This window comes from Streptomyces sp. NPDC051555, from assembly GCF_044454405.1.
Taxonomy (GTDB): domain Bacteria; phylum Actinomycetota; class Actinomycetes; order Streptomycetales; family Streptomycetaceae; genus Streptomyces.
Genome location: NZ_JBITDP010000018.1, coordinates 84,059 through 96,799, shown reverse-complemented (window position 1 = coordinate 96,799; position 12,741 = coordinate 84,059). Strand labels below are relative to the sequence as shown.

Annotated in this window: 14 protein-coding genes and 1 pseudogene; 11 read left to right on the top strand and 4 right to left on the bottom strand. The window is 71.9% G+C overall.

Annotated elements, in window-relative coordinates:
- The first annotated feature begins 93 nt into the window (after window positions 1–93).
- Window positions 94–627, top strand: coding sequence for a heme-degrading domain-containing protein (locus tag ACIBEA_RS30865; protein WP_399266479.1), 534 nt, complete (start codon window positions 94–96; stop codon window positions 625–627).
- Between the two features lie 877 nt (window positions 628–1,504).
- Here the strand turns inward: ACIBEA_RS30865 and ACIBEA_RS30860 are convergent.
- Window positions 1,505–2,014, bottom strand: a complete 510-nt coding sequence (locus ACIBEA_RS30860) for a MarR family winged helix-turn-helix transcriptional regulator (RefSeq protein ID WP_399266478.1) — start codon at window positions 2,012–2,014, stop codon at window positions 1,505–1,507.
- Between the two features lie 138 nt (window positions 2,015–2,152).
- Here ACIBEA_RS30860 and ACIBEA_RS30855 point away from each other — a divergent pair, with 138 nt between their 5' ends.
- Entirely contained in the window at window positions 2,153–2,563 is a 411-nt protein-coding gene (locus ACIBEA_RS30855) for an organic hydroperoxide resistance protein (RefSeq protein WP_399266477.1), read from the top strand.
- 473 nt (window positions 2,564–3,036) lie between these two features.
- Complete coding sequence (locus ACIBEA_RS30850; protein ID WP_399266476.1) at window positions 3,037–3,642, top strand: cadmium resistance transporter; 606 nt, start codon at window positions 3,037–3,039, stop codon at window positions 3,640–3,642.
- Window positions 3,643–3,706: 64 nt separating this feature from the next.
- Here ACIBEA_RS30850 and ACIBEA_RS30845 read toward each other — a convergent pair.
- Window positions 3,707–3,963 (bottom strand): annotated as a pseudogene (locus ACIBEA_RS30845) (nuclear transport factor 2 family protein); the annotation flags it as partial.
- A gap of 127 nt (window positions 3,964–4,090) precedes the next feature.
- Here ACIBEA_RS30845 and ACIBEA_RS30840 point away from each other — a divergent pair.
- The 4 genes from ACIBEA_RS30840 (at window position 4,091) to ACIBEA_RS30825 (ending at window position 7,302) form a co-directional block, all read left to right on the top strand.
- Window positions 4,091–4,678, top strand: coding sequence for an RICIN domain-containing protein (locus tag ACIBEA_RS30840; protein WP_399266475.1), 588 nt, complete (start codon window positions 4,091–4,093; stop codon window positions 4,676–4,678).
- Window positions 4,679–5,138: 460 nt separating this feature from the next.
- On the top strand, window positions 5,139–5,567 hold the full coding sequence (locus ACIBEA_RS30835) for an STAS domain-containing protein (RefSeq protein WP_399266474.1): 429 nt from the start codon (window positions 5,139–5,141) through the stop codon (window positions 5,565–5,567).
- 76 nt (window positions 5,568–5,643) lie between these two features.
- A complete protein-coding gene (locus ACIBEA_RS30830) occupies window positions 5,644–6,195 on the top strand; it encodes a DUF5133 domain-containing protein (protein ID WP_399266473.1) in 552 nt (183 codons plus the stop codon).
- A gap of 765 nt (window positions 6,196–6,960) precedes the next feature.
- Window positions 6,961–7,302, top strand: coding sequence for a hypothetical protein (locus ACIBEA_RS30825; protein ID WP_399266472.1), 342 nt, complete (start codon window positions 6,961–6,963; stop codon window positions 7,300–7,302).
- Between the two features lie 355 nt (window positions 7,303–7,657).
- On the opposite strand, the gene ACIBEA_RS30820 is transcribed toward ACIBEA_RS30825, so the two are convergent.
- Window positions 7,658–8,287, bottom strand: coding sequence for a TetR/AcrR family transcriptional regulator (locus ACIBEA_RS30820; protein WP_399266471.1), 630 nt, complete (start codon window positions 8,285–8,287; stop codon window positions 7,658–7,660).
- Window positions 8,288–8,397: 110 nt separating this feature from the next.
- Between ACIBEA_RS30820 and ACIBEA_RS30815 the strand changes: the two genes are divergently transcribed.
- From ACIBEA_RS30815 to ACIBEA_RS30800, 4 genes are all read left to right on the top strand, one after another.
- Window positions 8,398–9,591, top strand: coding sequence for a cytochrome P450 (locus ACIBEA_RS30815; RefSeq protein WP_399266470.1), 1,194 nt, complete (start codon window positions 8,398–8,400; stop codon window positions 9,589–9,591).
- A complete protein-coding gene (locus tag ACIBEA_RS30810; protein ID WP_399266469.1) occupies window positions 9,588–9,818 on the top strand; it encodes a ferredoxin in 231 nt (76 codons plus the stop codon). The genes ACIBEA_RS30815 and ACIBEA_RS30810 overlap by 4 nt, the downstream gene beginning before the upstream one ends.
- Before the next feature lie 300 nt (window positions 9,819–10,118).
- Window positions 10,119–10,580 carry a hypothetical protein gene (locus ACIBEA_RS30805; protein WP_399266468.1) on the top strand — a complete coding sequence of 154 codons (462 nt, stop codon included), beginning with the start codon at window positions 10,119–10,121 and terminating at the stop codon, window positions 10,578–10,580.
- A gap of 157 nt (window positions 10,581–10,737) precedes the next feature.
- Entirely contained in the window at window positions 10,738–11,640 is a 903-nt protein-coding gene (locus ACIBEA_RS30800) for an NAD(P)H-binding protein (protein WP_399266467.1), read from the top strand.
- Between the two features lie 100 nt (window positions 11,641–11,740).
- On the opposite strand, the gene ACIBEA_RS30795 is transcribed toward ACIBEA_RS30800, so the two are convergent.
- Window positions 11,741–12,688, bottom strand: a complete 948-nt coding sequence (locus ACIBEA_RS30795; RefSeq protein WP_399266466.1) for an AraC family transcriptional regulator — start codon at window positions 12,686–12,688, stop codon at window positions 11,741–11,743.
- Window positions 12,689–12,741: the final 53 nt, after the last annotated feature.

Below are 12,741 nucleotides of genomic sequence, written 5' to 3'. Positions count from 1 at the left end.
CTCGACGTCGAGGCTGCTCGCCCATCCGATGCTGTACCGGGGCGAGCGCCCAGGCCGCTTGCACTTTGGCAACGCTGTTGCCAAAGTAGGCGCATGACTGCCCAGGAGACCCCCGTACCCGTACCCCTGCCCGCGCCCACCCCGACCGTGCCGGTCGCCCTTCCCGCCGGCGCCGCCGACGTGGCCGTGCTGGAGGCGCAGGAGGCGCGCCTCGTCCTGCCCCACTTCACCCATGACGACGCCTGGGCGCTCGGCAACCTGCTCGTATCGCTGGCCCGTGACAGGTCGGCGCCCGTGGTGATCGACATCCGCCGCGGGGCGCAGCAGATGTTCCACTGCGCGCTGCCCGGTGCCAGCGCCGACAACGACGCCTGGGCCGACCGCAAGCGCCGTACCGTGGAGCGATTCGGCGTCTCCTCGCTGCTGACCGGTACCCGGTTCCGTGCGCGCGGCCGGAACTTCGACACCGACGCACGGCTCGATCCCGCCGACTACGCCGCGCACGGCGGCTCGTTCCCGATCGCCGTCGAGGGTGCGGGCGTCATCGGATCCGTAACGGTGTCGGGGCTCCCGCAGCTCGACGATCACGCGCTGATCGTGGAGGCCCTGGAGCGGTTCCTGGGCTGACGGTCGGCGAGACCCGTCGGGGTCGCGGGGTCGCGGAGGAGGCGTCGGTCGTCCGTGCCATGATCGGCGCATGACCGAACACGCCCGGCCCCAAGACGGTCTGGCGGTCGCAGCCTTGACCCGGGCGGCATGGGCAGCGACGAGCCCCACACCCGCCTCGTAGCACCGGCCCGTGGTCCGGCGGCCTCGGCCGCCGTTCGCCCCGCCGGCGTGCCCCGGCGTCGACCGCTTTCTCTCCTGCCCGTTTCAAGGTCGATCCGGGGTAGAACTCCTGGTGGCCGTCGACGCCCGTACGGTGAGGCTCCAGGACCCGGGAGAGCACGTGCACCCTCTTCGCCCCGCGCACTCGTTACGTGCGGAGAGCGCCTTTCGAGAACGCCTTGCGGAAGCCGGCGCGCAGCTCCTCGAGGACACCTGGCTGGGCAACGGCGCCCCGCACACGATCCGCTGTCCGGTCGGGCACGTGGTCGCCCCGCGGCCGGCCAACCTCCAACAGGGACAGGGGATCTGCCGTGTCTGCGCCCGACGCTGTCGGGAAGCCGCGGGGGCGGCCTTCCGAGAGCGTCTTGCAGCGGCAGGAGCGACCATGCTGGAAGAGTCCTGGCTCGGGGTCCACACCCCGCACCGCATCAGATGCGCCAAAGGGCACGAATCCCGGCGTCGGCCTTCAGCGGTCCGCCGATCGGGCTGGGTATGCCGATCGTGTCCCCGTTCTCTGCCCGTCTGACCCCGCTGTCCGTCACCGGCGCGCTCGTGCCACCAGGGGCGGCTCGGAGGTCGCCCAGGGGGCGCCATCGTCACCGACGTGGTGCGCGGCTTCAAATCCGGCATCCGTGATGAGGGCGTGGCCCCCAGGATCGCCTCGTCGACCCTGACCTCAGCGACCGGCCAACCCCTCGCCGCCGTCCTTGGCGCTCTCGTCGGCGGTGGCCGTGTCGAGGGCTTCCGTGAGGCGGCTCAGCCGCGTCTGGAGGTCACGGATCTCCTCCAACTCGAATCCCGTCGCCCGTGCGATCCGGCGGGGCACCTCCACCGCGCGGGCCCGCAGTGCGGCGCCCTCCGCGGTGAGGACGGCGTGCACCGAGCGCTCGTCCTCGGTGCTGCGCTCGCGGCGGATCAGGCCGGCCGCTTCGAGGCGCTTGAGCAGCGGGGACAGGGTGCCCGAGTCGAGGCGCAGGTGCTGTCCGAGCTGTTTCACCGGCATCTCGCCGCGCTCCCAGAGCACCAGCATCACCAGATACTGCGGGTAGGTCAGGCCCAGGTCCTTGAGGACGACGCGGTACAGCCCGCCGAAGGCGCGGCTCGCGGCGTTGAGCGCGAAGCAGATCTGCCCGTCCAGGCGGAGGAAGTCCTGGTCGGAGAGGGGGTCGCGCTGCTGCTCGGTCATGGGACCCAGTGTACCCCGAGACGATTGCCAGCGATTGAGTTGTGCACAGTTTAGTTGCGCTCAATCAAACTGTGTGCTTCATTGGTGGAGCGACCGGACCCCGGCCGCAACGGTTCACCCCCTCCGAGAGGAACCCCGATGGACGCGCTGTACACCGCTGTCGCCACCGCCAACGGCCGCGAAGGCCGCGCCGTCAGCTCCGACGGCCAGATCGACCTTGCGCTCGCCATGCCTCCGGCGCTGGGCGGGAACGGTCAGGGCACCAACCCCGAGCAGCTCTTCGCCGCCGGTTACGCCGCCTGCTTCGCCAGCGCGCTCGGCCTGGTCGGCCGCCAGGCCAAGGTCGACACCAGCGACGTGTCGGTCACCGCGGAGACCTCCATCGGCCAGGACGCCACGGGCTTCGCCCTCGCCGTGACCCTGCGCATCGAGCTGCCGGAGGCCCTCGCGGGCGAGACGGGCGCCCTGCTCGTCAAGCAGGCCCACGAGGTCTGCCCCTACTCGAAGGCCACCCGTGGCAACATCCCCGTGGAACTCGTGATCGAATAACCTTCCGGTACCCCCGGGCAATGCTGAGCGATGTCTGTGACGCGGGTGTGAGCAGTCGGCGTACAGCCGGGCAATATGCGAAGAGCAATTGCTGAAAATGGGCGTCAGCGCTGCCTTTGAGGCCCAATGCTCGGTTCGCGAGAATTTCTGTGCAGGCGTGTCGTGCTGGGGCGACGGCGGTTAGACCGTGACGGTCTTCCGCTCTCCCCAGCACCGACTCTCGACCAGGACGGCTCCGCCATACGCGCCGGCCTGGAGGGATACGCGCCCATCCGGGGCCAAGCGGCCTGTCTCGTGAATCGAGGCGCTTCCCCCAGGATCCGCACCGCGAGCAGGTTGATCGCCGGAAGTCGGACATCGAGGCGGCCGCACCGGCGGGGTAGCGGCCCCAGCCCGAACCGTTCGCGATCGGCGGCCCGGACTCCCAGGTAGCTTCAGCGGGTCACCCGTACCGAAGTGGAGGGGAACCACTCGTGGACCTGGGCATCATCGGGCAGGCTGCCGGGCTGTTCGCCGTCACGAACATCGATGACATCCTGATCCTGGCGCTGTTCTTCGCCCAGGGAGCCGACCACCCGGGATCCGTCCGGCGCATCGTCCTCGGGCAGTACCTGGGCTTCGCGGCGATCCTCGCCGTGGCCGTGGCCGCAGCGTTCGGCGCCACCTTCCTTCCCGCGTCGTCCATTCCCTACCTCGGCCTGCTGCCTCTCGCACTCGGCCTCAAAGCCGCCGGGCAGGCGTGGAAGGCCCACCGCGACGGCGACGAGGATGAAGAAGAGGAGCAGGCGAAGGAGGGCGGCCCCAGCCCCCTGGAGGTCGCGGCGGTCACCTTCGCCAACGGCGGCGACAACATCGGCGTCTACGTTCCGGTGCTCGCCACCGCCGGCGTCACGGGGATGACCGTGTACGCCTCGGTGTTCCTCGTCCTCGTCGCGGTGTGGTGCTTCGCCGGCCGGTTCTTCGCCACCCGCCCCGTCATCGCCAGGGCCCTGGCCCGCTGGGGCCACATCCTGCTGCCGCTGGTCCTCATCACCATCGGACTGCTCATCCTCATCGAAGGCGGCGCCTTCGGCCTGTGACGCCGCTGGCCGTTCGCATTCCGACGGCATCCAGATGACTCCCGAGCTCACTCCCGATCTGCCGGGCACAGGCGGTGTCCGCAGAAGTCACGGTGACCAGGATGTCGGTGCACATGCGGCGTGACAGCCGGTCCGCGGCCGGTTGCCGAAGTAACTGCGCAGGGCGTCGTGGCCCGCGACGCGGCGGTCCCCGGCGGGCCGTTCCCACGTGCCGGCCCGCGTGAACAGGTTTGCCGCCGACCCCGGGTCCCCGAGGTCGAGTCGGTGGACGAAATCGACGATCAGTCGCTCACAAGCCCGCTCCGAGAGCAGGCGTGCCATCGGGTCAAAAGCTTCGTGCCGCGCGGCCTCGCCCGCAGACGCCCCCCTGAATGGGCGGGTACCGGGCGTCCGGCCGGCCTCGTTAGCTTCGTCGGGTCAAGGACGTACTCGGAACAGGAGAGAACGCGTGACCCGAAAGTCGATCCGCTTCGGCCGGCACGCCCTCGCGGCCACCCTGATGGCGCTGCTGGCCCTGCTACTGCCGACGTCTCCGGCGCAGGCGGCGGAGAACCCCGGAATCACCTACACGACGAACTTCCACAACGCGGCGATCTACGAGCTACGGGCCGCCGTCAGCTGGAAGTGCCTGGACATCCGCGGCGGCGGGGCGCCCCAGGCGGGCGCGGTCATCCAGACCTTCGACTGCAAGAACGCGCTCCACCAGCGTTTCACCTTCCAACGCACGGGCGGCGGCACCTTCACCGTCGGCGCGTTCGGAACCTACTGCCTGGGCACCCAGGGCGGCACCGCACCCGGCACCCCGCTGGTCCTGAGCAACGGCTGGGGCTGCGCCGCGTTCACCTGGAACTACCGCGGTACGGAGGCCTATCCGAACCGCTGGGAGCTCGTCGAGGCGAGCACCGGCCAGTGCATTCGCGACACCGGCCGGCGCTCTCCCGTGGTCCTGGGCGCGTGCGGGAGCACCACCACTCCCTGGCCCGAGGTCTGGGCGCCGCTCTACGACCGCCAGTTCGACTACGACCAGCTGGGCTGAGGCCCGGCGCCCACCACGGCCCGTCCACCCGACGGGCCGTGGTGGGCTGCTAGTGCTGTGACCGGAAATGTTCACCGGGTCACGGCGCCCGGCACGGCACCTCTCCCCCAGCGACCGCTGGGAGGTGCCCCCTGCGTTGTCGGACCACGACGGTACGTCCAGTACGAGTCCCGGCCCTCCGGACAACACACCTAGCGCGCTAAGCCCCGCAAGGTCGGCATCGGCGGCCGGAACGGCCGCAAGCAGATCGCCGGCTGAAACCGCCGGTGATGGCGATCGGTGTGTACGACGCTTTCGGGGGTAGGTTCGAGATAGCCGTTGGCGATACCCGTGCTGTCGCGTCATCCTTTGGGTGGCGCTTTTGGTCCGGACCTCCTCAATCGTGTGGCCGCCGTAGTGGTCGCGCACTTTCTTCCCGTTTCGCGGAAGGGGAGGGCTCCGACCGAGAAGGACGGCAGCCATGCAGCAGCGCGCCGAACACCCTCATCGCGTTTCGACCGGCCCCCCACGTGCGGCTACGCCGCCGTGCCCGGGCGTTCCTGTCGCGGACATCGAGTGCGTCGACGAACCCGATCGCACGGTCGTGATCCGGCTGTCCGGCCCGTTCGACATGGAGACCATCCACGTCATCAACGACGCCCTGGCCGCGTTCGTGACGTACCGCACGATCCTGGATGTCAGCGGCATCGCCTTCGCCGACAGCTCCTTCCTCAACGCCCTCCTGGTCGCCCGTACCCGCCACCATCTGATCCTGGCCGGCCCCGTACCCGATCAGCTGCACCGGTTGCTGGAGGTGACCGGCGCGCTCACCTTGTTCCGGTGCACTCCCGATGTGGCGGCGGCGCACGGGATCGACCCATCCGAGGCAATCACGGCGTGGTCCGCCTGAGCCCGACCGGCGCGGCGCCCACGGCGCCCTAGGTTCGGCGAACCGTGATGTTCCGTCCCGCGAGGACCGAGGTCCCATGAACGCAGAGCCAGCCCCAACCCCTGCCACCGGCACCAGCTCGGGCGAGATGCCTGAGGCCGTCGCTGCTCTGCGCGGTGATGTCGGCTGGGAGAGCGCGATGGGGATCCTGATGGCATTGGTGCCCTGCACCGCCGAGCACACCGAGCACATCCTGGCCCAGGCGGCCCGCACCGCGGGGGCCACGCCGGCCCGGACAGCCGCGGCGGTGGCGACCTTGCGTACGGCGGACACCGCGGTGCCCCCGGTGCTGGAACGCGCCCTGCGCGCCGAGGTGGACGCGGCCCGCGGGCTGCCGTCCTACCCCGCGGGCGTCGTTCTCCCGCCCCCGGTCGTCCTGCGTCAGCAGTTGACCCACCTACGGGCCGCCCGCCGGCGTACCTTGGCCGCCCCCACGGACCCCACCCTGCGGACCATACTGGCGAACGCCGCGTACACCCTGTGCATCCTCATGGGCGAACGCACCGTCCACGCCGCACTCACCGCTGCCGAAGAACGAGTGGCCCTGCACCGCCTCGGCCCGGCAACCAACCCCACTCCCACCTCGTAGAACCCGCCCGTCGCCGCCGGCTTCACTGCTGCCGGCGTCCGTCCGAGGGACTGCGGGGCCTCGTGGGCGGCGCCGGCCGGGCCGCACCGGCGGTCGGCGCTCATGCTGGGGTGGGAGCGAGAGGCGGAGTGGTGGGGGTCATCCCGAGTGGCCCGCAGCCCCGCCCCTCGCCTCGCTCTCTCCGGCGCTCCTGGTCCCCTCCCGCACCTCAAGGGCAGTATCCGCGCGGCAGCGGACGCAGCCGGGCACGCGGAACCCTCGCCCACACCACCGCGCGGGCCAACGGGCCGCCGAGCTCCGCGCTGCGCCCAGTGGGACTACAGGCATGCGGCCGGGAACAATACGTCCTGGTTGACCGTTCATCTATATGTGGGGGCGGGTAGGGCTGATGTCCCCGGGCCCAACCATCCGCCTGCGTGGAAGATCGTTCGGCTGAAGCCGCGCAGCGCTTTCCGCCGTGAGGCGACCACCCGCCCGCCCCCACCCTCGAACGCCCGCGGCCGGCCACCCCCCCCGGCTGGCCCGGGCACCGCCCCGATCGGCCACCCCCCCCGGCCGGTCGGGGCCCTCCCGTCGACGCGGGCCGGCCCGCACCGGGAGGATCGGACCAGCCGGTGGCGACTCCGTCAGGAGCTGGATGGCCCGGCGCTTCATCGTCGGCTGGTAGGTGTCCTTGCCGGAGGTTCCTGGCGCCCGGCCTACTCACGTCCATCTGGGTAGTTGTACCCAGGTGGAACATGCCGTCCTCCGCCTAGCCTGCGGATCATGAGTTCCGAGCAGCAGATCGATTGTGTCGAAGAAGAAGACGTTCTCCCGCGGTTGACGGGCACCTGGTCGCTCGTACTGGGCATCGCTGCTGTCGCGGCCGTCGGTTGCCCCTTGCTTCCGGAATCCGTTCCGAACCAGTTCCGATACTTCCCTGTCTACTCCATCCTGCCCTTGGGGATGTGGGCGGTCGTCTCAGGATGTATCGCCCTGAGACGTGCACGCGGCAACGAGGGAGCCACCCGTATCCGGGCGCGGGTCGGGGTCGCCCTCGGCGCAGTGGCCGTCGTGCCGGCGGTGGCCACCCTCCTCTGGGCGTGCTGGGCGCTGCGCAGTATGTGAGGGTGACGGTCCACGGGGCGCACGGAGGCCTGTGCCCGTCTGTTCCTTGCTCCTGGGAGGGAGTAGCGGGTGGGATGGAGCGCGCGGTGGCAAAGCGACTGGGCTCACCGTGAGGAGCGAGCTGGCCCATTTCGGCCGTGGCGGAACCGTCGCGCCAGTGCAGGCCGCGCTCGGCGTTGCTGCGCGGAGCCGGCGGACACGGCGGCCGAGCAGGACCTGTTCGATGTGGGACGCCGACTGGAGGTGCTGCTGCCTCCAGGCCCGCGAGCACGGGTTCCCGCCCCCCTGCGTGAGGCTCAGGAGCAGGCGGAGCGGCACGAGGGCGTCGTGCCGGCGGTGCGTCCGGCGCGGCAGGTCACCGGTCGTCCTCCCCGGGCCCTCCCGCCTCCGATGTGGTCCAGAACGGCGCGAGGGTGTCCAGCACGAGTCGGCAGACCGTGTCCGGGTCCGCTCCGGCGAGGGGCTCGCTCGCGGCGACCGTCCGCATGAGGCCGATTCCCAGGAGCCAGGCCATCGCCAGATCGGCGCGCAGGGCTCCGTCTCCGGACGGGGCCAGGCCGGCCAGCACCTTCTGGTACTCTCCGCCCAGCTCCCGCAGGGTCCCGCTGGCCTCGTCCCCCCGACCGACAGACCGCAGGTAGACCTCCAAGGAGCGGTCGGCCCCCGGAGCGCTGCGGGTCAACATCGAGCGCAGGGCGGTCTCGAACAGCTCCTCCGGAGGGGTGGCGCGCAGCTGTTCCAGGCTGCCGCGGGCGACGACCTCGGTGAGCAGCCCCTCCTTGGAGCCGAAGTAGCGGAAGAGAAGGGCTTGGTTGGCCCCCGATCGCTCGGCGATCGCCCGGACCGTGGTGCGCTCGTAGCCCCGCTCCGCGAAGAGGTCGGCGGCCGCTTCGAGCAGCCTGAGGCGAGTGGCCGCGGCGTTGCGCGGTCGCTCTTGTCGTTCCGTTGGTCGTTCCGTTGGTCGTGGCCGGAGGGATTCGTTCACTCACCTGGTCCTCTCGGAAGGCCCGTCAGGATAACGGCTGTAAAGCGTCGTTGACCGGCCGGGTGGCCGGTCCTAGCGTGTAAGCAGCTGCTTACATCAAGGAGGTCGACGTGACGAGTGTCGAGACCACCCCCTTCGCCTACCCCTTCAACACCGCCGAGGGGCTCGGGCTGGCCGAGGAGTACGAGCGGGTGCGCGAGCGCCCCGGACTGTTACGCGTACGGATGCCGTACGGGGAGCCCGCCTGGCTGGTGACCCGCTACGCCGACGCCCGGCTCGTGCTGGGCGACGTACGGTTCAGTCGCGCGATGGCGAGCGAACACGACGAGCCCCGCCAGTCCGAGGCCCGCGTCGACGCCGGGATCCTGGGCATGGACCCGCCCGACCACACCCGGCTGCGGTCCCTGGTCGCCAAGGCGTTCACCGTCCGCCAGGTCGAGAAGCTCAGGCCACGGGTACGCGCGCTCACCGCCGGGCTGCTCGACGAGCTGGAGGCGGCCGGGCCGCCCGCCGACCTCGTCGACCGGTACGCGCTTCCGGTCCCGGTCGCCGTCATCTGCCACCTGCTCGGCGTTCCGGTCGAGGACCGGCCGCGGTTCAGGGTGTGGAGCGACGCGGCCCTGTCGACGAGCTCGCTGACCGCGAAGGAGTTCCACGCCAACCGCGACGAACTGCGCGCCTACATGGCGGACCTCATCGACGCGCACCGCAGCAGCCCGCGGGACGATCTGATGACGGCCCTCATCGACGCCCGGGAGGCGGACGACGACCGCCTCTCCGAACTGGAGCTCATCGACCTGTGCGTTGCCGTCCTCGTGGCCGGCCACGAGACGACGGCCTCGCAGATTCCCAACTTCGTCCTCACCCTCCTCGATCACCCGGACCAGCTCGCGCTGCTGCGGGGGAACCCGGCCCTCATCGCGAACGCCGTGGAGGAACTGCTGCGCTTCGTCCCGCTGGGCAGCGGAGCGAGCCAGGCCCGGTACGCCACCGAGGACATCGAGGTCGGCGGCACCCTGGTCGCCGCCGGGGACCCGGTCGTGGTCGCGACGGGCGCGGCCAACCGCGACGCGCTGCGCTTCACGGCGCCCGGGGTCCTCGACATCGCGCGTCCCGCGGGCCAGCACCTGGGTTTCGGCCACGGTGTCCACCACTGCCTGGGAGCCCCGCTGGCCCGGATGGAACTCCAGGAGGCCCTGAACGCGCTCCTCCAGCGCTTCCCCGGACTCCGACTCGCGGGCGACATCACCTGGAAGACCGAGATGCTGGTGCGCGGTCCGCGTGTCATGCCGGTGGCCTGGTGAGCGCCGACGTGACGTGGACGGTCCGGGTCGACCGGCAGTTGTGCCAGGGATCGGGCATCTGCGCGGGTACGGCCCCCGAGGTGTTCGTGCTGGACGAGGACCGGGCGCGCCCCCGCGCGGACGGGGTCCCGCCCCGGGAAGTCGTCCTGGACGCGGCCGACATGTGCCCCGCCCGGGCCATCACGGTTGAGGACGGCACCCGAGTCATCGGCCCGCGGCCGGACTGACGGGCACCTCTGCCCCCGCTCCTCCTCCCTTGAACGGCTGACGGCCGCCTGCCCTCCCGGCACGGCTCCGGGCAGCCCCGGCCGTGCCGGGCCGACGCTTCCGGCAGCGGTGGGACGCGTCGGCCCGGATGCGGGCAAGGACCCCAGCATGGCCCTCTCCGTCAGGGGCGGGCATCCGGGAGCCCTCAGGGCCGTGCGACCTGAGGGGTACGCGGATCCCGGCCGTCGGACGGATGGATCCGCGCGCTCCGGCCCGAAGGATGGAAGCACGCAATCAGCCAGCAACAGGAGCAAAGCACCATGAGTCGCAAGAACATCGTCCTGGCCGCTTCCGGAGCCGTCGTCGCCCTCGGCGTGGCAGCGGCGGTCGCCGTGCCCGCCGTGAGCGACTGGGTGGCGAACCGGCACCAGGAGACGAGCTCCTACGCGACGGGTGCCGAGGCGAAGGCCGGGCGCACTTCCGTCCCGCGCTGGCTGCCGGACGAGGCGAAGTCGGTCCGGTACGCGATGAAGACGACGGGCGGCGAGCGGCTCCTGAAGGCGGTGCTCCCGGCCGGCGAGCTCCCGGCCCAGTGCAAGGCCGAGCCCGCGGCGAACGCCAAGGACGTCCAGATGCGGGCGGACTGGTTCCCGGGCGACGCCCGGGGCAAGGCCACCCTGCGGTGTGGCACGTACTACGGGTACAAGGAGGGCGACACCCTCTACGCCTGGCAGCACGGCGACGACCTGGCGGAAGGCGAACGCGTCAACGCGGCCGGCTGAAGGGCGAGCACGGACCGGCGCCCGTGTCCCGCGCCTGCCTCCCGATGTCCGGGGCGGCGCGGGAGCACGTCGATGCCGCTCCCCGGCCGGACGCTCGGACATGCCGTGCGGACGATCACCCATGGCAGCCGGTGCCCCGTCCTGTGAGGCTCGACGCATGACACACACCGACAGCCCTGACAGCCCCTACAGCCCCTACAGCCCCGACAACGACACCACGAACACCCCGGCCACCGTCCTGGTCCTCGGCGGCACCGGCAAGACCGGCCGCAGGGTCGTCGCCCTCCTGCGCGAGTCGGGCGTGGAGACCCGCGCGGCTTCCCGGTCCGGCGACACGCCTTTCGACTGGTCGGACCCCGACACCTGGCAGCCGGCCCTCGACGGAGCCGACGCCGTCTACGTCGTCGGGCCCGAGGGATCCCCCTCCCCGACGCCCGCCTTCGTCGAGCGGGCCGTCGCGAGCGGCGTGCGCCGGCTGGTGCTGCTCTCGGCCCGCGGCGTCGACACTCCGGGCCACCTCTCCACAGCGGTCGGCGCCCCGCACCGGGAGAGCGAGGCGGCCGTCCGCTCCTCCGGGGTCGCCTGGACGATCCTGCGTCCCGGTTGGTTCGCCCAGAACTTCAGCGAAGGCGTCTTCCGCGACGGCGTGCGCGCCGGTGAACTGGCCCTGCCCACCGCGGACGGGACCGCCGCGTTCATCGACGCCGACGACATCGCGGCGGTCGCCGTCGCGGCCCTCACCGAGGACGGTCACCACGGAGAGGTGTACGAACTGTCTGGCCCCCGCGCGCTGAGCGTCGCCGACGTGCTGGGCGAGATCGCGGAGGCCACCGCGGTGCGTGCCGCCTACGTTCCGGTCGAACCGTCGGCCTACCGGGCCGGGCTCGTGGCGCAGGGAGTGCCCGAGGAGGAGGCCGTGGTCTGGACGGAGGCGATGGAGCCGATCCGCACGAGCCAGGAGGCTCCGCTCACGGACGGCGTCCACCGGGCGCTCGGGCGCCCGCCGCGCGACGTCGCCGAGTTCGCCCGTGACGCGGCGGCCGCGGGCGCCTGGTCCTGACGCATGGGGACGGGCGGACGTACGGACCCGGTGCGCCAGACGCTCGCCCCGGGTCCGGGTCCGGCGCCGGCGCCTGGCTGCGCCGGGGAACGCGCCCGGTTCAGCCCGCCGGAGCGGCCCGGTCCGGCTCCGGGGCGGCCTCTCGGCGGTAGGCGCCGGGGCTCACGCCGCGCAGGCGTTTGAACGCGGCGCCGAAGCCGAAGGCGTCCGCGTAACCGACCCGCCGGGCCACCGCCGCCACCGTGAGCTCGGTACTGCTCAGCAGGTCGGCGGCGAGCGTCATCCGCCACTCGGTGAGATAGGCCACCGGCCCGTCGCCGACCAGCTCGGTGAACCGCTTCGCCAGGGTCGTCCTCGACACGCCCGCCCGCGCCGCCAGCTCCGCCGTCGACCAGGAGTGCGCCGGATCCGCGTGGATCGCACGCAGCGCCGGGCCGGCCACCTCGTCGCCGAGCGCGGCGTACCACCCCGGTGGCCGCGCCTCGGGCCGGTCGAACCAGTCCCGCAACGTGCACACCAACAGCCAGTCCAGCAGCCGGTCGAGAACGATCTGGCGCCCCGGCCCGCCGATGCCGATCTGCCCCTCCAAGTAGTCGCGCAGTGGCGTGCAGTCCGCGTCGTCGGCCACCACCAGCACCGGCGGAAGCGCGCGCAGCAACCGCTGCGGCACCTGGGCCCGTACGTCGTAGGCGGCGGCGAGCAGTACCGTCGGGCCGGTGAACTCCCGCTCCGGCTCGGCCGCGTCCGCCGGTTCCTCGCCCCAGCGGACTTCCCGCACTCCGGCGGCGCGTCCCGTATCTGCGGCGTCGGCCGGGTCGTCGGTGAAGGAGAACGGCGCCGGCCCCCGGACGATGGCGGCCTCGCCGATCGCGACGCGCCGGGGCTCCCCGTCCTCCGGCACGATCCACCCCGCGCCGCGCAACGGCAGGAGCAGCGTCAGGTAGGGCCCGTCGGTGAACCGCAGTGACCAGGGCGGCCACAACACCGAACGCCCGAACACCGCCCCCTTGCCCCGCACGCCCCGCAACAGCTCGTCGAATACGTCCATGCCGTCAACGATAGGCAGCATCGACTCCGCGCCCGACCGCCTCGGGGAACTCG

What these genes read in the sequence shown, in the direction of transcription:
- ACIBEA_RS30835 (WP_399266474.1), top strand. Translation starts at nt 5,139, where the DNA reads ATGCAGCAGCGCGCCGAACACCCTCATCGCGTTTCGACCGGCCCCCCA.
- ACIBEA_RS30860 (WP_399266478.1), bottom strand. Translation starts at nt 2,014, where the DNA reads ATGACCGAGCAGCAGCGCGACCCCCTCTCCGACCAGGACTTCCTCCGC.
- ACIBEA_RS30805 (WP_399266468.1), top strand. Translation starts at nt 10,119, where the DNA reads ATGAGTCGCAAGAACATCGTCCTGGCCGCTTCCGGAGCCGTCGTCGCC.
- ACIBEA_RS30825 (WP_399266472.1), top strand. Translation starts at nt 6,961, where the DNA reads ATGAGTTCCGAGCAGCAGATCGATTGTGTCGAAGAAGAAGACGTTCTC.
- ACIBEA_RS30795 (WP_399266466.1), bottom strand. Translation starts at nt 12,688, where the DNA reads ATGGACGTATTCGACGAGCTGTTGCGGGGCGTGCGGGGCAAGGGGGCG.
- ACIBEA_RS30865 (WP_399266479.1), top strand. Translation starts at nt 94, where the DNA reads ATGACTGCCCAGGAGACCCCCGTACCCGTACCCCTGCCCGCGCCCACC.
- ACIBEA_RS30855 (WP_399266477.1), top strand. Translation starts at nt 2,153, where the DNA reads ATGGACGCGCTGTACACCGCTGTCGCCACCGCCAACGGCCGCGAAGGC.
- ACIBEA_RS30830 (WP_399266473.1), top strand. Translation starts at nt 5,644, where the DNA reads ATGAACGCAGAGCCAGCCCCAACCCCTGCCACCGGCACCAGCTCGGGC.
- ACIBEA_RS30800 (WP_399266467.1), top strand. Translation starts at nt 10,738, where the DNA reads ATGACACACACCGACAGCCCTGACAGCCCCTACAGCCCCTACAGCCCC.